Source organism: Caldinitratiruptor microaerophilus, assembly GCF_025999835.1.
Lineage (GTDB): Bacteria > Bacillota > Sulfobacillia > Symbiobacteriales > ZC4RG38 > Caldinitratiruptor > Caldinitratiruptor microaerophilus.
In genome coordinates this window covers 3,257,765-3,279,358 of the sequence record NZ_AP025628.1, presented here as the reverse complement: position 1 = coordinate 3,279,358, position 21,594 = coordinate 3,257,765, and the positions used below count along the sequence as shown (strand labels likewise).

Annotated in this window: 17 protein-coding genes and 2 pseudogenes; 6 read left to right on the top strand and 13 right to left on the bottom strand. The window is 72.2% G+C overall.

The window, feature by feature from the left end:
• Window positions 1-71 precede the first annotated feature (71 nt).
• Window positions 72-170, bottom strand: a pseudogene (locus caldi_RS17840) (CarD family transcriptional regulator); the annotation flags it as partial.
• 46 nt (window positions 171-216) lie between these two features.
• Entirely contained in the window at window positions 217-1,305 is a 1,089-nt protein-coding gene (locus tag caldi_RS15900) for a bifunctional 3-deoxy-7-phosphoheptulonate synthase/chorismate mutase type II (protein WP_264842726.1), read from the bottom strand.
• 491 nt (window positions 1,306-1,796) lie between these two features.
• Here caldi_RS15900 and caldi_RS15895 point away from each other — a divergent pair, with 491 nt between their 5' ends.
• On the top strand, window positions 1,797-2,192 hold the full coding sequence (locus caldi_RS15895; protein WP_264842725.1) for a nucleoside triphosphate pyrophosphohydrolase family protein: 396 nt from the start codon (window positions 1,797-1,799) through the stop codon (window positions 2,190-2,192).
• A 69-nt stretch (window positions 2,193-2,261) separates the two neighbouring features.
• Here caldi_RS15895 and disA read toward each other — a convergent pair whose 3' ends face one another.
• Both disA and radA read right to left on the bottom strand, forming a co-directional pair.
• Entirely contained in the window at window positions 2,262-3,323 is a 1,062-nt protein-coding gene (gene disA / locus caldi_RS15890; protein WP_264842724.1) for a DNA integrity scanning diadenylate cyclase DisA, read from the bottom strand.
• Window positions 3,317-4,732, bottom strand: a complete 1,416-nt coding sequence (gene radA, locus caldi_RS15885) for a DNA repair protein RadA (protein WP_264842723.1) — start codon at window positions 4,730-4,732, stop codon at window positions 3,317-3,319. The genes disA and radA overlap by 7 nt, the downstream gene beginning before the upstream one ends.
• Before the next feature lie 210 nt (window positions 4,733-4,942).
• On the opposite strand from radA, the gene caldi_RS15880 reads away from it, so the two are divergent.
• On the top strand, window positions 4,943-5,461 hold the full coding sequence (locus tag caldi_RS15880) for a DoxX family protein (protein ID WP_264842722.1): 519 nt from the start codon (window positions 4,943-4,945) through the stop codon (window positions 5,459-5,461).
• Between the two features lie 119 nt (window positions 5,462-5,580).
• On the opposite strand, the gene caldi_RS15875 is transcribed toward caldi_RS15880, so the two are convergent.
• The 5 genes from caldi_RS15875 to caldi_RS15855 form a co-directional block, all read right to left on the bottom strand.
• Window positions 5,581-8,046, bottom strand: coding sequence for an ATP-dependent Clp protease ATP-binding subunit (locus caldi_RS15875; protein ID WP_264842721.1), 2,466 nt, complete (start codon window positions 8,044-8,046; stop codon window positions 5,581-5,583).
• 86 nt (window positions 8,047-8,132) lie between these two features.
• The gene (locus caldi_RS15870; protein ID WP_264842720.1) at window positions 8,133-9,203 is read right to left on the bottom strand and encodes a protein arginine kinase; all 1,071 of its coding nucleotides are present in this window, start codon (window positions 9,201-9,203) and stop codon (window positions 8,133-8,135) included.
• Entirely contained in the window at window positions 9,190-9,729 is a 540-nt protein-coding gene (locus caldi_RS15865; RefSeq protein WP_264842719.1) for a UvrB/UvrC motif-containing protein, read from the bottom strand. The genes caldi_RS15870 and caldi_RS15865 overlap by 14 nt, the downstream gene beginning before the upstream one ends.
• A gap of 26 nt (window positions 9,730-9,755) precedes the next feature.
• Window positions 9,756-10,208, bottom strand: a complete 453-nt coding sequence (locus caldi_RS15860) for a CtsR family transcriptional regulator (protein WP_264842718.1) — start codon at window positions 10,206-10,208, stop codon at window positions 9,756-9,758.
• A gap of 110 nt (window positions 10,209-10,318) precedes the next feature.
• Window positions 10,319-11,497, bottom strand: coding sequence for a class I SAM-dependent rRNA methyltransferase (locus caldi_RS15855; RefSeq protein ID WP_264842717.1), 1,179 nt, complete (start codon window positions 11,495-11,497; stop codon window positions 10,319-10,321).
• Window positions 11,498-12,150: 653 nt separating this feature from the next.
• On the opposite strand from caldi_RS15855, the gene caldi_RS15850 reads away from it, so the two are divergent.
• The 4 genes and pseudogenes from caldi_RS15850 (at window position 12,151) to caldi_RS15835 (ending at window position 15,457) form a co-directional block, all read left to right on the top strand.
• A complete protein-coding gene (locus caldi_RS15850; RefSeq protein ID WP_264842716.1) occupies window positions 12,151-12,606 on the top strand; it encodes a thioredoxin family protein in 456 nt (151 codons plus the stop codon).
• 12 nt (window positions 12,607-12,618) lie between these two features.
• Window positions 12,619-12,840, top strand: a pseudogene (locus caldi_RS15845) (thioredoxin family protein); the annotation flags it as partial.
• Between the two features lie 14 nt (window positions 12,841-12,854).
• Window positions 12,855-14,222, top strand: a complete 1,368-nt coding sequence (locus tag caldi_RS15840) for an FAD-dependent oxidoreductase (protein ID WP_264842715.1) — start codon at window positions 12,855-12,857, stop codon at window positions 14,220-14,222.
• 20 nt (window positions 14,223-14,242) lie between these two features.
• Window positions 14,243-15,457, top strand: coding sequence for a M48 family metallopeptidase (locus tag caldi_RS15835; RefSeq protein ID WP_264842714.1), 1,215 nt, complete (start codon window positions 14,243-14,245; stop codon window positions 15,455-15,457).
• Between the two features lie 80 nt (window positions 15,458-15,537).
• Here caldi_RS15835 and fusA read toward each other — a convergent pair whose 3' ends face one another.
• The 4 genes from fusA to caldi_RS15815 all read right to left on the bottom strand — a co-directional run bounded on the left by fusA (window position 15,538) and on the right by caldi_RS15815 (window position 21,546).
• Window positions 15,538-17,607 (bottom strand): elongation factor G, encoded by a 2,070-nt coding sequence (fusA, locus tag caldi_RS15830; RefSeq protein WP_264842713.1) that lies wholly within the window; start codon window positions 17,605-17,607, stop codon window positions 15,538-15,540.
• Between the two features lie 275 nt (window positions 17,608-17,882).
• Entirely contained in the window at window positions 17,883-19,166 is a 1,284-nt protein-coding gene (locus caldi_RS15825; RefSeq protein WP_264842712.1) for a putative glycoside hydrolase, read from the bottom strand.
• Window positions 19,167-19,241: 75 nt separating this feature from the next.
• Window positions 19,242-20,852, bottom strand: a complete 1,611-nt coding sequence (locus tag caldi_RS15820) for an amidohydrolase (RefSeq protein WP_264842711.1) — start codon at window positions 20,850-20,852, stop codon at window positions 19,242-19,244.
• Window positions 20,853-20,868: 16 nt separating this feature from the next.
• Window positions 20,869-21,546 carry an HAD family hydrolase gene (locus tag caldi_RS15815; protein WP_264842710.1) on the bottom strand — a complete coding sequence of 226 codons (678 nt, stop codon included), beginning with the start codon at window positions 21,544-21,546 and terminating at the stop codon, window positions 20,869-20,871.
• Between the last annotated feature and the right edge of the window lie 48 nt (window positions 21,547-21,594).

Here is a 21,594-nt window from a genome sequence, read left to right as displayed (position 1 = left end):
CGGAGCGTTCGGTGCACCGGCCGCACCCCGGGGCCGGCCACCCGCCGGCCCCGGGACCCCGCCGTCATGCGCCTCTCGCCGCCGGACAGTCCGCGCTTCCGGGCCCGCTCCGCGAGGTGCTCCACCACGACCGCCACCTCCAGCATACCGCCGCTGCGCATCATCGCAAGGTGCGTCCGGCAGGGCCGGGGGCCGCTGCCGCCGCGTTCCCGGCGCTCAGTCGGCCGCCGCCTGGGAGGCCGGAGCCGGCCTGTGCCGCTCGCTGCCGGCCGGCCCGACCGGCTGCTGGACCTCCCGGGAAGCCCGCAGGATCTCCCGCCAGATCGCCCGCACCGCCCGGGCGCCGAGGGGCTCCCGGGCGTCGCCGACCAGGGCCTCGACGAGCTGCTGCTCCCGCTCGGGCTGGTAGACGGTGAGCCCGAGACGGGCCTTGACGGTCCCGGCCCGGGCAGCCAGGCGCATCCGGTCCGCCAGGGCCGCGAGGAGAACCCGGTCCGTGGCGTCGATGGCCCGCCGCACGGCAGGGAGGCTGGCCCCCCGCCCCAGCTCGGCGCCCGCCAGAAGCGGGGCGAGCAAGTCCGGGTCGGCGTCGCGCTCGACTCGCAGCACGGCGCCGCCGATCCCGGCGGCCAGCGCCGCCCGGACGAGCGGCCCGGGCGGGTGGGGCACGTAGCTCACGTCCAGCAGTACCGGCAGGGCCGTCTGCCGCGCGGCCTCCAGCGCGGCGGCCAGGTCGGGAACCGGGAGCGGGCCCCCGCCGGCCGTGAGCACGCCGGTCTCGCACAGGATCACCCGGTCGTTGCCGCCGGCCAGGACGTACTCGGCTGCCAGGAGCCACTCCTCGATGGTGGCCGCCGGGCCCCGCGAGAGGAGCACGGGGGTCCGGACGGCGCCCAGGGCGCGCAGGAGCCGGAAGTTCTGCATGTGGGCCGGTGGGACGCGGTACGCGTCGACGTGCCCCTCGAGGCTGGTCAGCGCTGCCGGGTCGGTGACGGGGAACGCGAGGGCCACGTCCGCCCCCTCCCGTGCCGCCCGGACGAGGTCGAGGGGGTCCGGGGCGGGGCCGTAGGGAGAGGAGCCCGGCCGCAGCTCCACCAGCGGGAATCCCGCGGCGGCAAGCAGGCGGACCCGCCGCGTCACCCCGCCGGCGGCCGCCCTTCCGCCGGCGCCCGGCACCTCCCCGTCCACCGGGGTGGCGACCAGCACCGCCGGCCGCTCACCGCCGACCCACAGCCCGGGGCCCACCTCGATCCGCTTCCGGGTGCCCGCTCCCTCGCGCACGCGGAGCGCCACGGCCTCACCCATGTAGCCTTCCTCCCCCGAAAACAGAATCCCGCCCCTTGCAAGGGGCGGGATCGATGTGTCCCGCGGTACCACCCTTCTTGCCGCCCGGAGGCGGCCGCTCGCCGGGTGCGGGAGCGGCGGCTCCGACACCCTGCCCGGATAACGGCGGGCGGCCGGCCCCGCCTACCCACGCCTGCCGGGGCGGCAGGCGCTTCAGCGGGCGGCTCAGGGGCGAACTTCGCCCGGCGCTTCCCGGGGACGCTTTCAGTCGCGGCGTCCCTCCCTGTGCGGGCCGCTCTCCGGACTACTTTGCCCCGTCATGGCCTTTGCCAGGTGGATCACGCTGGCAGCGTGTGTGGTTGGCATCAACACTAGCACGCCCCGGCCCGACCTGTCAACGGGGCCCGCCCGCCGCGCGACCGCCCGGCGGCCATTTGTCCCGGGTTCCGGGCTCTGCTAAAATACAAGGTGTTCGGCCTGCGGTGAGGCAGCGCGAAGGGGTGGGTCGGTTCGTGAAGGATCTGCTGTGCGACCAGTTTCAAGAGGCGGTGGGCGAGTACCTCATCCGCCATCGCAGCATCCTGGACGTGCTGGCCAAGCTTCAGGAGGCCAACGCGAGGATCAACCGGGCCATCACCAAGTCGGTCACCCAGTGCGGCTGCATCCGGATCGAGGCGGTGAAGCAGCAGGTTCCCGCGGACGTGTCGCTGCACGAGATGCGCAACCACATGCACACCCACCTGAGCGGCCAACTCTGTGAACATGATCGGGAGATCCTGGAGGCGGAGATCGGCAACAGCCTCTTCTACCTGGCAGCCCTCTGCAACCAGTTCGACCTGAACCTCTACGACATCCTCCTGAAGGAGCACAAGAAGCTCGTCGCGCTGGGGGTGTTCAACTTCGCCTGAGCGCGCCCAGCCGCCGCCGCACGAAATCGACGCCGGGGGTCACCCCCGGCGCTGTTCGTTCTCACAGGCTCACAGGTCCCGCTCGAGCATCGTCTGCTCCCTCAGCCGGCGCAGGCCGTCGCGGATGGCCCGGGCGCGGGCCTCGCCGATCCCGTCGACCTCGTCGAGCTCGTCCGTGCTGGCCCGCAGGATCCGTGGCAGGTCGCCGAAGTGGCGGACCAGGTTCTCGATCACCGGCATCGGCAGGCGGGGGATCTTTCGCAGGAGCCGGTAGCCCCGCGGGGTGATCGGCACCTCGAGGGTGGGCCCGAGCCCCAGGGCGCGGCCGATGGCGACCGGATCGGTCAGGTCGATCGCCCCGCCGGCCAGCTGCTCCGCCAGCCCCTCCGGGGGACGGCCGTCCTCGCCGCGGGCGTAGTCGCGGAGGAGGAGCTGCCCCTCCTCCTGCAGCCCGGCCACGAGCTCCTCGAGCTGCATCCCCACCAGGCGCCCCTCCGCCCCGAGCTCGGCCACGTACCGTTCGATCTCCCGCACGATGCGCAGCACCGAGGCGAACCGCTGCAGGACCTTCACGACGTCGGTGGCCGTGGCCAGGTCTTCCAGCTCGAGGGCGCTCAGGTTGACCAGGGCCTGGGTGAGGACGGCCCGGTAGCGCTCCAGTGTCTGCAACGCCTGGTTCGCCTTCGTGAGCAGGATGCTCATGTCCCGCAGCACGTAGCGCAGGCTGCCCATGTAGAGCGAGATGATGCTCCGGCGCTGCGACACGGCGATGGTCAGCTCGCCCGTCTGGCGGGCCACCCGCTCGGCGGTGCGGTGGCGCATGCCGGTCTCCGTCGAGGGGATCGCCGGGTCCGGCACGAGTCCGGCGTTGGCGTAGAGGATGCGACGGGCGTCGTGGCTGAGGACGATCGCCCCGTCCATCTTGGCGAGCTCGTACAGGTACTGGGGCTGGAACTCGGTGTCGATGCGGAACCCCCCGTCCAGGAGCGCCAGCACCTGCGGGGTGTCCCCCACCACGATCAGCGCGCCCGTGCGCGCCCGCAGGATGTTTTCCAGCCCCTCCCGCAGAGGGGTGCCCGGGGCGACGATGCGGAGCACGCGCCCCAGGCGCTCGTCCCGCTCGTCTACCACCCTTGCCCGACCTCCTCACGGGACCCGCCCAGAGCGGCCTCCAGGCCCTCCGCCACCGTCCGCACGCCGACCCACTCGATGTCCCCGCGCCGGCCCTCGGCCCGCAGGTTGCCGGCCGGGATCACCGCCCGGCGGAAGCCCAGCTTCTCTGCCTCGTAGAGACGCTCGGCGAGCCGGCTCACCGCCCGGACCTCGCCGGCCAGGCCCACCTCGCCGAGCACGACCGTATGGGGGTCGGCCGGCACCTCCCGGAAGCTGGAGGCGAGCGCCACGGCCAGGCCGAGGTCGACCGCCGGCTCGTCGACCCGCACCCCGCCCGCCACCTTGATGTAGGCGTCGTGCCCGCCCAGGTGGAGCCCCACGCGCTTCTCGAGCACGGCCAGGATGAGCTGGACCCGGGTCAGGTCGACCCCGGTGGCGGTCCGGCGCGGGTTCGGGTAGGGGGTGGCGCTGACCAGGGCCTGCACCTCGACGAGGAGGGGGCGGGTGCCCTCCACGCACGGCACCACCACGGACCCGGCCGCGCCGGCGGGGCGCTCGGCCAGGAGCACCTGGGAAGCGCCGGGCACCTCGGCGAGGCCGCCGTCCCGCATCTCGAAGAGCCCGATCTCCCCGGTCGACCCGAACCGGTTCTTTACCGCCCGCAGCACCCGCAGCTGGCCCTGGCGCTCGCCCTCGAAGTAGAGGACCGTGTCGACGATGTGCTCGAGCACCCGGGGCCCGGCGATGGCGCCCTCCTTGGTGACGTGGCCCACCACCAGCACCGTGACCCCGGTCGACTTGGCGAGGCGCAGAAGATCGGACGCCGCCTCACGCACCTGGGTGACGCTGCCCGGGGCGCTGGAGAGGTCCGGGCGGAACACCGTCTGGATGGAGTCCACGACCAGGACGCCCGGGGACAGGACCCGGACGTTCTCCTCGATCTGGTCCATGTCGGTCTCGGAGGCCACGTAGAGCCCCGGGGCGAGGGCCCCGAGGCGGTCCGCCCGCAGGCGCACCTGCCGGGCGGATTCCTCCCCGGAGACGTACAGCACCCCCACGCCCTGCAGGGCCAGCCGGTGGGCGGCCTGGAGGAGCAGAGTCGACTTGCCGATGCCCGGGTCGCCGCCCACGAGGACCATCGACCCGGGGACCAGCCCGCCGCCCAGGACCCGGTCCAGTTCGCCGATCCCCGTGACCACCCGGGGCGCCTCCCCGGGGTCCACCTCGGCGATGGGGACGGGAAGGTGCCCCACCGCCCCGGGGCCGGCGCCGGCCCGGGCACGGCCCGCGGCACCGCGCCCGGAGGGGGCGGGCACCCGCTCCTCGACCATGGTCCCCCACGCCCCGCACCCCGGGCAGCGGCCCTGCCAGCGCAGGGCCTCCTGCCCGCACTCCTGGCACACGAAGACCGTGCGTTCCCTCGCCATCCCGCTCCCCCCGGCCCGGTAGCTTCGCCGGGTGCGCGCCCGATCCCTTCTCCCCGCCCGTGCCCTGCCTCCGCCGGGTAGGATGGTCCTTTCGGACCACCCGGCGCTTCCATCGGACCATGTGAACGTGTGTACATTCGTGTTCTAGTGAGTCGTATCCAGGTGTGGCTATGATGAAGCTGCAAAGCACAGGGAGGAGGGACCACAAGGATGAAAGCCTACCTGAAGAGCAAGCAGGCCTCCTGGATCTGGCTCGTCCTCCGCCTGTACGTGGGGTACCAGTGGCTGGAGGCGGGCTGGGAGAAGCTCACCGGCCCCAAGCCCTTCGACGCCTCGGGCTTCCTGAAGGGCGCCATCGCCAAGGCGACGGGCGAGCACCCGGCCGTCCAGCCCTGGTACGCCGCCTTCCTGAAGGGATTCGCCCTGCCGAACGTCGGGCTCTTCAACTTCCTCATTCCGTGGGGCGAGTTCCTGGTGGGCCTGGCGCTGATCGCCGGCTTCGCGACCCTGTTCGCCGCCTTCATGGGAGTGTTCATGAACCTCAACTTCATGCTCGCCGGCAGCACCAGCACGAACCCGATCCTGTTCACCCTCGGCATCTTCATCCTGATCGGCGGCCCGTACGCCGGCTACCTGGGTGTCGACTACTGGTTCCGCCCGATCTGGCGGAGCTGGATGGACCGCCTGACCGGCAAGGCCGCCGTCGCCACCCACGCCAGCGGTCACTGAACAAGGCCAGCACCACCTGCGCAGGGCCGGAACCCCACCGGGTTCCGGCCCCGCTCGCGCCTCCGTCCCGCCGTGCCCGCGCTCCGGGCCCCGACCGCCCCACGGCCGGGGCCCCCGTCTCAGGCCGTCGCGGGCGCTTTCTCCGGCGCCTTCTTCGAGAACTTGATGTTCCCCTCGGCGTCGGTGTCAATCACCACCACGTCGCCGGGGCCGAACGTGCCCCTGAGCATCTCCTCCGAGAGCGGGTCCTCCACCAGGCGCTGGATGGCCCGCCGCAGCGGCCGGGCGCCGTACTGCGGGTCGTGGCCCTCGCGCACCAGCTTCATCAGGGCCGCGTCGGTGGCCTCGACCCGGATCCCGTTCTCCTCCAGCCGCCGCGCCACCTTCCGGATCTCCAGCTGCACGATCTTCTTGAGGTGCTCGTCGGTGAGCGAGTGGAAGATGATGATCTCGTCGACGCGGTTCAGGAACTCGGGGCGGAAGATCCGCTTCACCTCGTCCATGACCCGCTTCTTCATCTCTTCGTATTCCTTCTCGGCGTCCTCCGTCCCGACCACGAAGCCCATCCGCTTGTCCCCGCGGATGGCGTGCGCGCCGGCGTTGGAGGTCATGATCACGACGGTGTTCCGGAAGTCCACGGTGCGGCCCTTCGCATCCGTCAGCCGGCCGTCCTCCAGCACCTGCAGGAGGATGTTGAAGACCTCCGGGTGGGCCTTCTCGATCTCGTCCAGGAGGACGACGCTGTACGGGCGCCGGCGCACCGCCTCGGTGAGCTGGCCGCCCTCCTCGTAGCCGACGTACCCCGGCGGGGCGCCGACGAGGCGCGAGGTCGTGTGCCGCTCCATGTACTCCGACATGTCGATGCGGATCATCGCGTCCTCGTCGCCGAAGAGCGCCTTGGCCAGCGCCCGGGCCAGGTGGGTCTTGCCGGTGCCGGTCGGGCCGAGGAAGATGAACGAGCCGATCGGCCGCTTGGGGTCCTTGAGCCCGGCCCGCGCCCGGCGGATCGCCCGGGCGACGGCGCGCACGGCCTCGTCCTGGCCCACGACGTCCTCGTGCATGACCTCCTCGAGCTTCAGGAGGCGCTCGGACTCCTCCATCGCCAGGCGGGTGACCGGGATGCCGGTCCAGGAGCTGACGATCTGGGCGATGTCGTCCTCGGTCACCACGCTCTTGGCGGTCACCTTCTTCTGCTGCCACTCGCTGCGGATCCGCTCGAGCTCCTCCTTCAGGCGCTGCTCGCGGTCCCGCAGGCGGGCGGCCTTCTCGAACTCCTGGCCCTGGACGGCCGCCTCCTTCTCCTTGCGGACCTCCTCGAGCTTCTGCTCCAGCTCCTTCATGTCCGGCGGCGCCACGTAGCTCCGGAGGCGCACGCGGCTGGCGGCCTCGTCGATGAGGTCGACGGCCTTGTCCGGCAGGAACCGGTCGGTCACGAAGCGGGCGCTCAGGCGCACCGCGGCCTCGATGGCGGCGTCGGTGATCTCGACCCGGTGGTGCGCCTCGTAGCGGTCACGCAGGCCCTTGAGGATGGCGATCGAGTCCTCCACCGACGGTTCCTCGACCATGATCGGCTGGAAGCGCCGCTCCAGCGCGGCGTCCTTCTCCACGTGCTTGCGGTACTCGTCGATGGTCGTGGCGCCGATGGCCTGCAGCTCGCCCCGCGACAGGGCGGGCTTGAGGATGTTCGACGCGTCGATCGCGCCCTCGGCGGCGCCGGCGCCGATGATCGTGTGCATCTCGTCGATGAAGAGGATCACGTTGCCGGCGCCGCGGATCTCCTCCATGACCTTCTTCAGGCGCTCCTCGAACTCGCCCCGGTACTTCGAGCCGGCCACGAGGGAGGCCAGGTCGAGCGAGACGACCCGCTTGTCCTTGAGGAGCTCGGGCACCCGGCCCTCGACGATGCGCTGCGCCAGGCCCTCGACGATCGCCGTCTTGCCGACGCCCGGCTCGCCGATCAGGACGGGGTTGTTCTTCGTGCGCCGGCTGAGGATCTGGATGACCCGCTCGATCTCCTTCTCCCGGCCGATCACCGGGTCCAGCTTGCCCTCCCGGGCCATCGCGGTGAGGTCGCGGCCGAACTGGTCGAGGGTCGACGTCGTCGTCTTCGCCTTCGCCTTCGGCGGCGCCGCGCCCTGGGTGTGCGGCACCCCGCCGAGCAGGTGGATGACCTGGTTGCGGACCCGCTCGAGGTCCGCCCCGAGGTTCTGCAGCACCTGTGCGGCGACGCCCTCGCCCTCCCGGATCAGGCCCAGGAGGATGTGCTCGGTGCCGACGTAGTTGTGGCCCAGGAGGCGCGCTTCCTCGATCGCCAGCTCGACCATGACCTTCTTCGCCCGGGGCGTGAAGCCGATCTCCCCGCGCGCGCTGGCGGTGCCCTTGCCGATCATCTTCTCGACTTCCGCCCGCACCTGCTCCAGACTGATCCCGAGGGACTGGAGCGCCTTGGCCGCGATCCCTTCGCCCTCCCGGATGAGCCCGAGGAGCAGGTGCTCCGTGCCCACGTAGTCGTAGTTGAGCCGGCGGGCCTCATCCTGGGCCAGCACGATCACGCGCTGCGCCCGTTCCGTGTAGCGGCTGAACATGGCCTCGCCTCCTTTGGTGTCCCCGCTCCAGCTTGCTCCCGCCGTGGGGCGGGCATCCCCGGACCCCTTCCTTCCCTTCAGGCCCTTCAGGCGGCAAGCCGCTGGCGCACCAGGCTCGCCCGGCGTACGTCCCGCTCGAAGGGCCCGAGGTCCTTCCCCGCCGTCTTCTGCAGGAAGGCCGGCCGGATGGCCACCAGCAGCTCGTTCAGCACCTTCACCGGCACCCGGGGGATGAGCCCCAGGTCGACCCCGAGCCGCACGTCCGACAGGAGCCGCATCGCTTCCTCGGAGGAGAGGATGTGCGCACCGGTGAGGATGCCGTACGCCCGGCCCACCCGGTCCTCGATCTGTGCCCGCATCTGCCGCTTCAGGTGATCCCGGGCCTTGCGTTCGTGTTCGATGACCTGCTGGGCCACGCCGTTCAGGTTGGAGATGATGTCCTCCTCGGACCGGCCCAGCGTGACCTGGTTGCTGATCTGATAGATGTTCCCCTGCGCGTCCGTACCCTCGCCGAAGTACCCGCGCACGGCCAGGCCGAACTGGCCCAGCGTGTTGAAGAGGCGCCCGGCCTGGCCGGTGATGACGAGCGCCGGCAGGTGGACCATCACCGACGCCCGCAGACCCGTCCCCAGGTTGGTGGGGCAGGCCGTGAGGTAGCCCCGCACGTTGTGGAAGGCGTAGGTGAGCTTCTCCTCCAGCGCATCGTCCACCCGGGAGGCCAGGGTCCACGTGTTCTCCAGGTCGAGGCCCGAGCTGAGCACCTGGATGCGGATGTGGTCCTCCTCGTTCACCATGATGCTCACGGCCTCGTTCGCGGAGATCGCCACCGCCCGGCCCCGGGCGTCCTGCGCCAGCGGCGGGCTGATGAGGTGCTTCTCCACCAGCACCTGCCGGGCGAGGGGCGGGATCTCCGCCAGGCGGTACAGCTCCACCGGCGAGACCACGCCGGGGACCTGGATCTTGTCGATCTCCCGCACCCCGGCCTCGACCTTGCGGATCACCTCGGCGGCCTGGCCCTCGCTGAGCATGTGCGGGAAGGGGAAGCCCTCGAGGTTGCGGGCCAGCCGGATGCGGGTGGAGAGCACCACGTCGGAGTGCGGGCCGGTGGCTTCCATCCAGTGGCTCATGGCCCGGTCGACCACCTTATTCCACGGCACCACCCTCACCCCCTGCCTCCAGCCGCTGCTCCAGGACCCGAATGCGGTCCCGCAGCTCGGCCGCCTTCTCGTACTCCTCGGCGGCGATCGCCCGCTGCAGCTGCTGCCGCAGCTGCTCCAGGTCCCGGCGCACCCGCAAGCGCCCGCCCGTCCGCCGCGGCGCCTTTCCGACGTGACGGTCGGAACCCTGCATCCTCCGCAGGAGGGGCAGGAGCTCGCCCTCGAACGTGGTGTAGCACTGGCCGCAGCCGAAGAACCCCCGCTCCTTGAACTGGCGGAACGTCAGCCCGCAGGAAGGGCAGCGGGTTTCCGCCGGCGCCTGGAGGGACCCCGGCATGGGCCCCCACGGCCCTTCCTCCAGCATGCTGGCGAGCAGCTGCTGCAGCGAGAAGTTCGGCAACTCCATGGAGAACTGGCCCTGCTCCCGGGCGCAGGTCTCGCAGAGATGGTATTCCTCCTTGTGGTTGTTGACCTGCTTGACGATGTGCACCGTCGCCGGCCGCTGGCCGCAGTTCTGGCACAGCACGGTCCTTCCCCCTCCGCCCGGGCGGGTCACGCCCGCAGGGCCGCCAGCACCATAGCCTTGACGAGCCGGGCCCGCACGATGTCCCGGAGCGGCAGCCCCAGCCCCAGGGTCTCCCGGCTGACGGCAGCCTCCATCACCGCCGCCTCCCGGTCGGTGACGAGCCCGTTCTCCCGCAGGCCCCGGATGATGTCCACGGCCTCGTCCTGCGAGAGCTCGTCCCCGATCCGCTCCAGCACCAGCGAGCGGAGGTCCTCCGGGCCGAGCTCGAGCCGCACGATCCGGATGTAGCCTCCGCCACCCCGCCGGCTTTCCACGACGTAGCCGCGGGCGGGGGTGAAGCGGGTTGCCAGCACGTAGTTGATCTGGGACGGCGCACAGCCGAATCGCTCGGCCAGGCTGGCCCGCCGCACTTCGATACTACGCTGCTGGCGGAGTTGCTCCTTCAGGAAGTCTTCGATGAGATCGGCGAGGTTGGCCATCCCCCGGCCCCCTTTCCGGTCGACTTTGTCTTTCTTTGACCATTCCGGTGCTATTATAGCGCGCGCCGCGCAGTCTGGCAAATCCCACCGCGCGGACCGGACCAGCCGGGTCATCGGACTTCGTAGATCAGGCACTTCAGATAATGGCTCTCGGGGTACCCCGGCACGATCGGGTGGTCGGGGCCCTGGGCGCGCTCGGCGGCCAGGCGCAGCCGGCGCCCGGCGTCCCGGGCGGCTTCCGCCACGACCTCGCGGAAGAGGTCCGGGGTCATGTGGAACGAGCAGGAGCAGGTCACCAGGAACCCCCCGGGGGTCAGGAGGCGGAGCGCGCGCAGGTTGATCTCCTTGTAGCCCCGGCGGGCGCCCGGGAGCGAGGCCCGGTTCCGGGCGAAGGGCGGCGGGTCGAGGATGATGACGTCGTAGCGCCGGCCCTCCCGGTCGTGGGCACGCAGCAGGTCGAAGGCATTCGCCTCCACCGTCTCGATCCGGCCCCCGAGCCCCGCCCGGGCGGCGTTCTCCTGCAGCGTGGCCAGCGCGGCCGCCGAGGAGTCGACCGCCACCACGCTCTCGGCCTGGCCCAGGGCGGCGTTCAGGGCGAAGCCGCCGGTATGGCAGAAGGCGTCGAGTACCCGGGCCCCGGCAGCCAGGGGGCGCACCAGCGGCCGGTTGTCCCGCTGATCGAGGTAGTGGCCGGTCTTCTGCCCGGCGACGACGTCGACCACGAAGGGCACCCCGTGCTCCTGGACCCACACGCGGTCCGGGCCCGTGTGATACGCCCAGCCGCTGTCCAGGGGGAGACCCTCGAGCTGGCGGACCGGCACGTCGTTGCGCAGGTAGATCGACGTGGGGTCGAGGAGGTCCCGAAGCGCCGGGAGAACGGCGTGCAGGAGCCGCTCCATGCCCAGCGAGACCACCTGGACGACCAGGACGCGGTCATACCGGTCGACGAAGAGGCCCGGAAGACCATCCGCCTCGCCGGACACGACCCGGCAGGCCCCCAGGTGCTCGGGGACGACCCGGCGCCGGTAGGACCACGCTTCCTCCAGCCGCCGGCGGATGAGCTGCTCGTCGACCGCCTCGTCCGGGTCCCGCGTCACGATGCGCACGGCGATCATCGACTGCGGGTTGTAGAGCCCCCGCGCGACGAACCGGCCCCGGCTGTCGACGACATCCACCACCGCGCCCGGCTCCGGAGAGCCCTGCACGTCGGCGATCTCCGTCCTGTACACCCACGGGTGCCCGTCCGCCAGGCGCCGCTGCCGGCCGGGCAGGAGGTGAACGCTGGCCATCCGTCAGGCCTCCCCCCATGGAGTATAACCTCGGCCCTCACTTCCCGGGAGGGAGCGCGTGCTCGGCTGGATGCCGGAAATCCGAAACCGTCCCGGGGCTGGCGCGGCGAGGCCCGCGCCGGCACCGCGTCTGCCCGGGGGCCGCTCAGGCCGCCGCCCGCACCGGCCGTCGCGCTGTTCATGACGCCGGGCGCCCGGTGGACCGGGAGTATCTGGATCGAAAACGCAAACGTTGCGCGGCGAGACAGGCCGTTGCCTGTCAACCTTTGCGTTTCCGGTCCTCCGGCCAGCGCTTCCTGTCGACATAAGATCGAATACCAGTAAACCCCATGCGGTCGAGCGGCCTCTTCGTGCCCACGTCCGGGCGAGGTGCGGGCACCCAGACGCAGAACCTGACACCCAGAGCGGCGCCTCGCCTGTCACCTTCTGCGTTTCGTCCCGCCGGCGCTGACGGCGTTCTGCACAGTGAGACGCCGTCGGGGTCGTCGCAGGCCCATCGAGCCAAACGGTCAGGCCGAGCCCGGCCACAGCGCCACGACGTCGCCATACCCCGCCGGGTCCGCCCGGCGCGGGGTGATCTTGACACGCCCCTAGGGGTATCCTAAGATGGGATCGAAATACCATAGGGGGTATACCCTGGGGGTGTGGCCTGCATGGGCCTGTTGAGGGAGGCGGACCGGAAGACGCTGGAACAGGAGTTCCAGAAGGAACTCGTCCAGCCCGTCCGGCTCTTGGTCTTCACGAAGCCTGACAGCAAGCTGATCCTGCCGGGGCGGGAGCCCTGCCAGTACTGCAAGGAGACCGTCCAGCTCGTGCAGGAGGTGGCGGAGCTCTCGCCGCTCCTCCGCGCGGAGGTCATCGACATCGAGGCCGAACCCGACAGGGCCCGGCAGTACGGGATCGACAAGGCGCCGGCGATCCTGGTGGCCAACGAGGTCGTGCACGGCGCCCGCTGGTTCGGCATCCCCGCCGGGTACGAGTTCGGGGCGATGATCGACACGATCATCGACGTCTCGAAGGGCAAGACCCGCCTGCCCGACGCCATCAAGCAGCAGCTGGCGGCCATCAAGGAGAAGGTCCACATCCAGGTGTTCGTCACCCCTACCTGACCGTACTGCCCCCGTGCGGTCCGCACGGCTCATCAGTTCGCGCTGGAGTCCGACCAGGTGGTGGCGGACATGGTGGAGGCCAACGAGTTCCCGGAGCTCTCCGAGCGCTTCGGGGTCATGAGCGTCCCCCACACCGTGGTCAACGACGGCAAGGTCATGTTCGTGGGCGCCCTGCCGGAGCGGCAGTTCCTGCAGAAGGTCCTCGAGGCCCTCAGCGGCGGGGACGACAAGTAAAGGGGGGTCCGCCCGTGGCGGACAGGAGGCGGCGCCTGGTGGTCGTGGGCGGGGTGGCGGCCGGCATGAGCGCCGCTTCCCGCGCGCGGCGGCGCGATCCGGACCTGGAGATCGTCGCCTACGAGGCATCCAGCCACGTGTCGTACGGCTCGTGCGGCCTGCCCTACCTGATCAGCGGGCAGGTGCGCCGGCCGGAGGACCTGGTCGTGGTCACCCCGGAGCGGTTCAAGTCGGAGCGGAACATCCTGGCGCTCACCCGGCACGAGGTGCTGGCCATCGACCCCTGGGGGCGGACCGTCACGGTCCGCGACCCGTCCGGATCGACCTTCAAGACGGAGTACGACGTGCTCGTGCTCTCCACGGGCGGCCGGGCGTCCCGTCCCCCGGTGCCGGGCGCCGACCTCACGGGCGTCTTCACCCTCCGCACGCTGGACGACGGGATCGCCCTGCTCGAGTACCTCCGCGGTCACGCCCCCCGCCGGGCGGTTATTGTCGGGGCCGGGTACATCGGGGTGGAGATGGCCGAGGCGTTCCGGACGATCGGCCTGGAGGTGGCCGTGGTCGAGATGCTGCCGCGGCCGCTCAGCAACTTCGATCCCGACCTCAGCGAGCTCGCCCGGGCCGAGATGGAGCGAAACGGGGTGGCGCTCTACTTCGGGGAGCCGCTCCAGGCCCTGGAGGGCGACGTGCGCGTCCGCCGGGTCGTCACCCCGTCCCGCACGCTGGACGCCGACCTCGTCCTGTTCGCCGGCGGCGTCCGGCCGGCCGCGACCCTGGCCCGGGACGCCGGCATCGCCCTGGGGCCGACCGGCGCCGTGCAGGTCACGGCCCGCATGGAGACGAACGTCCCCGGCATCTACGCGGCGGGCGACGTTGCCGAGGTGCACCACCTCCTCAGCGACCGGCCGGCCTACATCCCGCTGGGGTCGACCGCCAACAAGCAGGGCCGGGTGGCCGGGGAGAACGCCGCCGGCGGCGACGCCACCTTCCCGGGGGTGGTCGGGACGGCGGTGCTGAAGGCGTTCGGACTGGAGCTCGCCCGCACCGGCCTGAGCACCGACGAGGCCCGGCAGGCCGGGTTCGACCCGGTCTCCGCCGTGGTCCGCCACGGGTCCCGGGCACACTACTACCCGGGCGGCGGGCGAATCACCGTGAAGGTGATCGCCGACCGGCAGAGCGGCCGCCTGCTCGGCGCCCAGATGGCAGGACCGGAGGGGGTGGCGAAGCGAATCGATATCTTCGCCACCGCCCTGCACGCCCGGATGACGCCGGAAGAGGTGGCCGAGCTGGACCTCAGCTACGCACCGCCCTTCGCGCCGGTGTGGGACCCGGTGCTGGTGGCGGCCCGGGCGGCGGTGAAGGAGCTGGGCGGGAGCGACTGACCGCCCCGGGGGGCGATGCCGTGTCCGCCGAGTCGCGCGGGATTCTCTGGGGAGCCGGCCTTCTGGCCGGCTTCACGGCTCTCCTGCTGCTGATCGGCGTCCTGGCTCCGTGGGCACCGCCGGCCGAGGCGCTGCGCCACTTCGACCCGGCGTACCTCGTCCGGGCGAAGGCGTACAGCCGCGCCCGCTACCTCCTCTTCCTCGCCGGCCAGGCCCTGCCGGTCGCCCTCCTCGTGTGGACGATCGCCCGCGGGTGGGACCGGGCGCTGGCGCGCTGGCTCCTCGGCCTCGTGGGGCCCCGCCCCGTGCTGGCCGCCGTGCTGATCGGGGCGATCGTCTCCGTGGGCATCACGGCCGCCGGGCTACCGGCGGGGATCGCCCGCTTCGTGCTCGACCACCGCTATGGCCTCAGCACCCAGACGGTCGGGCTGTGGCTGGCCGACCTGGGCAAGTCGCTCCTGATCGGGCTGGCGATTAGCTCGGCGCTCCTGGCTGCGCTCTTCGCCGCCATCCGCCGCTGGCCGGCGGGGTGGTGGGCGGCCGCGGCCGCCGGCTTCGCCCTGTACCTCGCCCTGTCGAGCTTCCTGGGGCCGGTGGTCATCGACCCCCTCTTCCACCGCTTCACCCCCGTCGCCGACGCGGAGCTGGCGGCCGAGTCGCGGCAGCTCGCCCGCCGGGCCGGGGTGCCGGTGCGGGAGGTCCTCGTCATGGACGCCAGCCGGCGGACCCGGCGGGTCAACGCCTACTTCACCGGCTTCGGCGCCACGCGCCGCATCGTGCTCTACGACACGCTGCTGCAATCGTACGACCGCCGGCAGGTCCTGCTCGTGCTGGCCCACGAGCTCGGGCACTGGCGGCTGCACCACATCTACCTGGGCATCGCCCTCGGGGCGGCGGGGAGCGCGGGCGTCTTCTGGCTCGCCCAGCGCCTCCTGGCCGGGGCGCCGGGGCGGCCGGGCGACCCGGCGCACGTGGTCGTGCTGGTGCTCTTCCTCACCCTGGCGTCGTTCGCCGCCCTGCCCGTGCAGAACGCCGTGAGCCGCACCTTCGAGCGCCAGGCGGACCGCTTCGCCCTGGCCCTCACCGGCGACGGGCCGGGAATGGCCGAGCTGGAGAAGCGCCTTGCCCGCAGCAACCTGGCCGACGTCGCCCCGCACCCGTTCACCGTGGCCGTGCTGTTCACCCACCCGCCGGTGCTCGAGCGCATCGAGACGGCCCTCGCCGCCTCCCGGTGAGCGGACCCGTCCGCCGGCCGGAACGCGGGCCGCCCCCCGGTGGGATCCGGGGGGCGGCCTCCGCGCCTCCGGCCTTACCCTCACTCCGCCTCGGCGGCCTTCTGAGCCGCCTCGATGATCGGCTGGGCGATCGGCGCCGGGACCTCCTCGTAGTGGTCGAAGACGGCCTTGAAGGTGCCGCGGCCCTGGGTGATCGAGCGCAGGTCGATGGCGTACTTGAACATCTCCGCCTGCGGCACCTGGGCCCGGATGATCTGGGTCCCGTCCGGGCCGGGCTCCATGCCGAGGATCCGGCCGCGCTTCTTGTTCAGGTCACCGATGATGTCCCCCATGTAGCTCTCCGGCACCGACACCTCGACGTTGAGGATGGGCTCGAGGAGGATCGGCCGGGCGGACATGAACCCCTTCTTGAACGCCTGTGAGGCGGCGATCTTGAAGGCCATCTCCGAGGAGTCGACCTCGTGGTAGGAGCCGTCGAGGAGGGTCACCCGCACGCCCTGGACCGGGTAGCCGGCCAGGACGCCCTCGGCCATGGTCTCGCGGATGCCCTTGTCGACCGCCGGCCGGTACTGCTGCGGCACGCGGCCCTGGACGATCTTGTCCACGAACTCGTAGTCCTTGCCCTCGTCCAGAAGGGGCTCCAGCTCGATGATCACGTGGCCGTACTGCCCGTGGCCGCCCGTCTGCTTCTTGTGCTTGTGCTCGGCCCTGGCGGTGCCGCGGATGGTCTCCTTGTAAGCCACCTTCGGGGTGGTGACGGTCGCCTCGACGCCGAACTTGCGCTTCATGCGCTCCATCATGACGTCGACGTGCATCTCGCCCATGCCGGAGACGATGGTCTCGGCGGTGACGGGGTTGCGCTCCACCTTGACGGTGGGGTCCTCCTCCGCCAGGCGCTGGAGCCCCGAGCTGATCTTCTCCTCGTCGCCCCGGCTTCTGGGGTGCACCGCCACCGAGTACACGGGCTCGGGCATGGGCGGCGCGGGCAGCACGACGGGGTTCTGCTCGTCCGCCAGGGTGTCGAAGGTGCCGGTGAACTGGAGCTTGGCGACCATGCCGATGTCGCCGGGGCCGACCTCGCTGACCGCCTCCTGCTGCTTGCCCCGGAGCGAGTACACGGAACCGACCCGCTCGGTCTTGCCCCTGCTCGCGTTGTACACCTGGGAGTCGGGGCGCAGCACGCCGGAGTACACCCGGAAGAGGGTCATGCGGCCGACGAAGGGGTCGCTGATCGTCTTGAACACCAGCGCGGCCAGGGGGCCGTCCTCCCGGGGTTCCCGCCGGACCTCCCTGTCCGTGCGGGGGTCCCGGCCCACGGCGGCGCCGGCGTCGGCCGGGGAGGGGAGGAAGTCGACGATCACGTCCAGCAGCGCCCGCACGCCCGGCCCCTTCACCCCGGAGGCGCACAGCACCGGCACGACCTTCCCCGCCGCCACCGCCGCCCGCAGGCCGCGGCGGATCTCCTCGTCGGTGAGCGGCTCGCCCTCCAGGTACTTGAGGGTCAGCTCGTCGTCCGCCTCCGCGGCCGCCTCGGCGATCCGCTCCCGCAACTCCGCCACCTGGCTCTCCAGCTCGGCCGGGACCGGCTCCTCCTTCACGTCGCGCAGGCCGCCGACCAGGGCCCGCTGCCCGAGCACGTCGACGACGCCCCGGAAGCCGGCCTCCTGGCCGATCGGGATCTGGATCGGCAGGACGGCCCGCCCGAAGGCTTCCTCCAGGCCGGCCAGCGCCTTGCTCCAGTTCGCGTTCTCGCGGTCCATCCGGCTGACGACGACCGCCCGCGCCACCCCGGCCTCCGCGGCGTGGCGCCACACCAGCTCCGTGCCGACCTCCACGCCGGCGACGGCGTCCACCACGATCAGCGCGCTCTCGACGACCCGCAGCGCCGCCTTGACCTCGCCGACGAAGTCGAAGTACCCCGGTGTGTCCAGAAGATTCAGCTTATGATCGCGCCACTCCACCGGCGCGACGCTCGTGCTGATCGAGACCCGACGCCGGATCTCCTCCGGCTCCCAGTCCATCACGGTGTTGCCCTCGTCGGTGCGCCCCAGCCGCTCGATCGCCCCGGCGGCGTACAGCATGGCCTCGGCCAGCGAAGTCTTCCCCGCTCCACCGTGGGCGACGAGGGCCAGGTTGCGCAATCTGTCCACGGGGTATCGCCTCAACGGGAACGCCTCCTTCGCACGGGGCGGTACGCCTCGGCGTGCCGGGGCCTGCGGCGGCCGGCAGGGGGTAGAAAAGCGCCTCCGTCCGGGGCGCACCGCTGACTCTTCTCGCTGTCCGGATTGCTTCGACCCGGCCCGGGAAATCTCCTTTAGCGCGAGGGTTCCAGTTCACCGGGGCCAGCGGGCACGCCAGCACCGATGCGGCCCGGCCATGAAGGTACCCCCGGCACTCGACCGGGGGCACCGGGACCGTCTCCACATCAGTACGCCTCCAGGCGGACCCGGGCGGCGGTGCGGGCGGTTCCCCAGACGATGATCCGGGGCGGCGGCAGGGGCGGCGTCTCGTCCGCGGGGCCGAGCGCCGCCTCCGTGTACACGTTGGCCGCGTTCCAGAGCAGCCATTCCTGGATACCGCTGTCGTAGGTCGCCCGGATCTGGGCCCGCACCTCCCGCGCGCCGTAGGGCGGCTGGCCGAGCGTGAAGTCCTGGAGCCACGGGCGGATGATCAGGTCCGGGAACTTCTCCCCCAGCCGCCGGTGGGCGTCCTGGAGCGCCCGGTACACCGTCTCGTAGGGGTGGGCGTTGGGGTTCGCGAAGCCGTAGTTGCCCGGGCCGTAGTGGCTGGGGTAGACCATCGGCGAGAGGATGTGCGGGCCGCGGGCGACCTCTTCCAGCAGCTGACCGATGCCCTGGTCGTCCGTGGCCATCGTCATGATGCCGAAGATGTCGGCCGAGACCCAGACCCCGAGGGGCTCCAGCTGCTCCCGGGCGTAGGTGAGGAAGTCGGCGATCACCTGCTCCCGCCGCCGCCCGTCCCGGCCGGGGTACACGATCTGCGAGACGTCGCCGTCGGTGGGGAAGCGGACGTAATCGAACTGGATCTCGTCGAAGCCTGCCGCGGCCACCTCCTTCGCCACGTTGATGACGTACTCCCAGGCCTCCTTCTTGTACGGGTTCAGCCACGTCATGCCCTTGCGGTCCTGCCACAGCCCGCCGCCGGCCCGCTGCACCGCCAGGTCGGGGCGATGGCGGGGCAGGTAGTTGTCCTTGAAGGTGACGACCCGGCCGATCGCGTACACGTCGTGCTCCTTGAGCCGGGTGACCAGCGCCCTCAGGTCGGCGATGGGGCCCTTCCCCGCCCCGGCCTCGATCGCCAGCGGCACGTCGGAACGGTAGGTCAGCGTCCCCCAGTCGCTCTTGACGTCGATGACCATGCCGTTCAGCTCTGTCCGGTCGACCAGGGCCAGGAGCTCGCCGAGCCGCTGCGCCGAGGACGCCGTCCTCCCCGTCAGGTAGATGCCGCGCACCGTGGCCCGCAGGAGGCGGGGGGAGCGGGACGCCCCCGAAGGCTGGGTCGCGGCCCCGCCCTGCGGGGCCGCAGGATCGCCCGGGGAGGTCGCCGCCTCCGCCACCGACACGGCCAGCCCGGCGGCCGCCGCGGCGGGGCTCGTGCTCCGCGGGGCCCCCAGTGGGAGCGCGGCGCCGCCCGCGGTGAGGCTCACCGCCAGGAGCGCGCCGGCTATCGATCCGATCCGCTTGCGCATGAGCGAGCTGCCTCCGATGCGGTCACGGTCCGGCATAGGGTAGCGGGGGCCGGGCGACGGGTCGGGGAAACGGGTTCACACAGGCCGGGAGGCGAGGTCGCCGTGGACGAGGCGGCCGCCGACCACCGTGGCGAGCACCTCCGCCTCGACGATGTCCTCCTCACGGCCGCTCAGGACGTCGCGGCTCAGCACCGTGAGGTCCGCAAGCTTGCCGGGGGCCAGGCTGCCGGCCCGGTCGCCGATGCCGCAGGCGCGGGCTGCCCAGAGGGTCGCGGCGAGGAGGGCCTCGAGGGGGGTGAGCGCCTCCTCGGGAAACCAGGCGCGGTCCTCGCCGGGCAGGCGGCGGTAGACGGCGGCGTGGATGCCCTGGAGGGGACGCAGGGGCACCACCGGCGCGTCGGAACCGAGGGCGAGGAGCGCCCCGGCCCGGCGCAGCGAGGCCAGGGCGAAGGAGGTACGCGCCCGCTCGGGGCCGAGGTGGCGGAGGGCGAGGTCGCGGTCGCCGGGCAGGTGGGCCGGCTGGACGGAGGCCACAACCCCGAGCGCGCCGAAGCGGGCGACGTCGGCGGGGTCGAGGTGCTGTGCGTGCTCGATCCGGTGCAGGAGCCCCCGGGCCTTGGAGGCCTGCCGGTGGCGGGCCAGCGCATCCAGGACCGCCCGGTTCGCGGCGTCGCCGATCGCGTGGATGGCCAGGTTCAGCCCGGCCGCCACGGCCCGCCGCACCCGATCGTCGAGCTCCTCGGGGGTGTGCACGGGCACGCCGCGGTAGCCGGGGCGGTCCGCGTAGTCGGCCAGCATCCAGGCGGTGGCGGAGCCGAGCGAGCCGTCGGCGAACAGCTTCACGCCGCCCAGGCGCAGGCGGTCGTCGCCGAGCCCGCTCTCCACGCCCGCGGCGGCCAGGCGGTCGAGCGCCGCCTCCGGGACGTACTTGACCACCCGCAGGGGCAGTTCCCCGCGGCGGGCGAGGGACTGCATGGCCCGGAACGCGGCCACGTCGTCCACGGCGATGTCCGCCGCCATGTCGGCCACCGCGGTCACGCCCCCGGCCAGCGCGTCCCGGACCGCGGCGGCCAGGGCTTCCTCGAGCTCGGCAGGGGCCCGCGCGGGCAGCGCCGCCAGCACCGGGGGGATGGCACCATCCCGCAGGAGCCCCGTGGGCTCTCCCCCGGGGTCCCGCTCGATACGGCCCCCCGGCGGGTCCGGCGTGTCGCGCGTGATGCCTGCCCGCTCGAGCGTGTAGGAGTTCACCCAGATCGTATGCAGGTCCCGGCTGAAAAGAGCGACCGGCCGGCCCGGGCAGACCGCGTCCAGGTCGTGCCGGGTGGGCGGCCGCTCCCATCCGGCAGCGCTCCACCCGCCGCCGCGCAGAGCCTGGCCCGGGGCGAGGCGGGCATGACGGGCGGCGATCCGCCGGACGGCCTCGGCGAGGCTCTGCGCGCCGCTCAGGTCGACGTCCGTGAGCCGGAAGCCATGGGGCACCAGGTGCACGTGGGCATCAACGAAGCCGGGGATCAGGGTGGCACCTCCCAGGTCGACCACCCGATCGCCCGGCCGTAGAGCGGGCTCCAGCGCGGCGCGGGCGCCGGCCGCCCGCACCCGGCTGCCCTCCGTGAGCAGAGCCTCGACCGGGCCGGCGACGTCGCCGTCCGCCAGCGTGTAGATCCTGCCCACGTAAAGCGTTTGCATGATACACCACCAAAGGCTAGGACGGTTTCATGCTGTACAAAGTTCCCGGTCCCAGGCACAGGGAAACAAGTTCCGCCGGTGTCCGGACCCAGTAGTCCGGCTGCCGGGCCTGTAGCTCGGCCCGGTCGTGCAGGCTCCACGCCACGGCCGCGGTCCGGACGCCGGCGCGCCGGCCGGACTCGATGTCGTACGGGCTGTCCCCGACCATGAGGACGTCCGGCCCGGCCGGGAGGCCGAGGCGCTCCAGCGTCCGCAGCACCGGCTCCGGGTCGGGCTTGTGGCGGGCCGTGGCCTCCAGGCCGACGACCGCCTCGAAGAACGGTTCCAGCCCGAAGAGGCGGAGCCCCCGCCGGGCGCCCTCGGAGAGCTTGGAAGTGGTCACGGCCAGGCGCACGCCGGCCGCCCGCAGGGCGGCCAGCACCTCGGCCATGCCGGGGACCGGCCTCGCCAGCCGGTCGTGGTGGGCGTGGTTGTACGCCCGGTACGCGGCCACCACCTCGTCGACCCGCTCCGGCGGCGCGAAGCGCGCCACGGTGGTGCGAAGGGGCTCGCCGAAGTACGGGATCAGGTCCCGGGGCTCCACCTCGAGCCCGAGCTGCTCCCGCAGCACGTGCCGGAAGGTCGTCAGGATCAGGTCGTTCGTGTCGATGAGGGTCCCGTCCAGGTCGAACAGCACGGCGCGGTAGGCCGGCACGCGGCTCACCCCCGGAAGAACGAACGGGACCGGCCCGACGCCGGTCCC

What these genes read in the sequence shown, in the direction of transcription:
- caldi_RS15900 (WP_264842726.1), bottom strand. Translation starts at nt 1,305, where the DNA reads ATGGGTGAGGCCGTGGCGCTCCGCGTGCGCGAGGGAGCGGGCACCCGG.
- radA (WP_264842723.1), bottom strand. Translation starts at nt 4,732, where the DNA reads ATGGCGAGGGAACGCACGGTCTTCGTGTGCCAGGAGTGCGGGCAGGAG.
- caldi_RS15880 (WP_264842722.1), top strand. Translation starts at nt 4,943, where the DNA reads ATGAAAGCCTACCTGAAGAGCAAGCAGGCCTCCTGGATCTGGCTCGTC.
- caldi_RS15875 (WP_264842721.1), bottom strand. Translation starts at nt 8,046, where the DNA reads ATGTTCAGCCGCTACACGGAACGGGCGCAGCGCGTGATCGTGCTGGCC.
- caldi_RS15860 (WP_264842718.1), bottom strand. Translation starts at nt 10,208, where the DNA reads ATGGCCAACCTCGCCGATCTCATCGAAGACTTCCTGAAGGAGCAACTC.
- caldi_RS15855 (WP_264842717.1), bottom strand. Translation starts at nt 11,497, where the DNA reads ATGGCCAGCGTTCACCTCCTGCCCGGCCGGCAGCGGCGCCTGGCGGAC.
- caldi_RS15850 (WP_264842716.1), top strand. Translation starts at nt 12,151, where the DNA reads ATGGGCCTGTTGAGGGAGGCGGACCGGAAGACGCTGGAACAGGAGTTC.
- caldi_RS15825 (WP_264842712.1), bottom strand. Translation starts at nt 19,166, where the DNA reads ATGCGCAAGCGGATCGGATCGATAGCCGGCGCGCTCCTGGCGGTGAGC.
- caldi_RS15820 (WP_264842711.1), bottom strand. Translation starts at nt 20,852, where the DNA reads ATGCAAACGCTTTACGTGGGCAGGATCTACACGCTGGCGGACGGCGAC.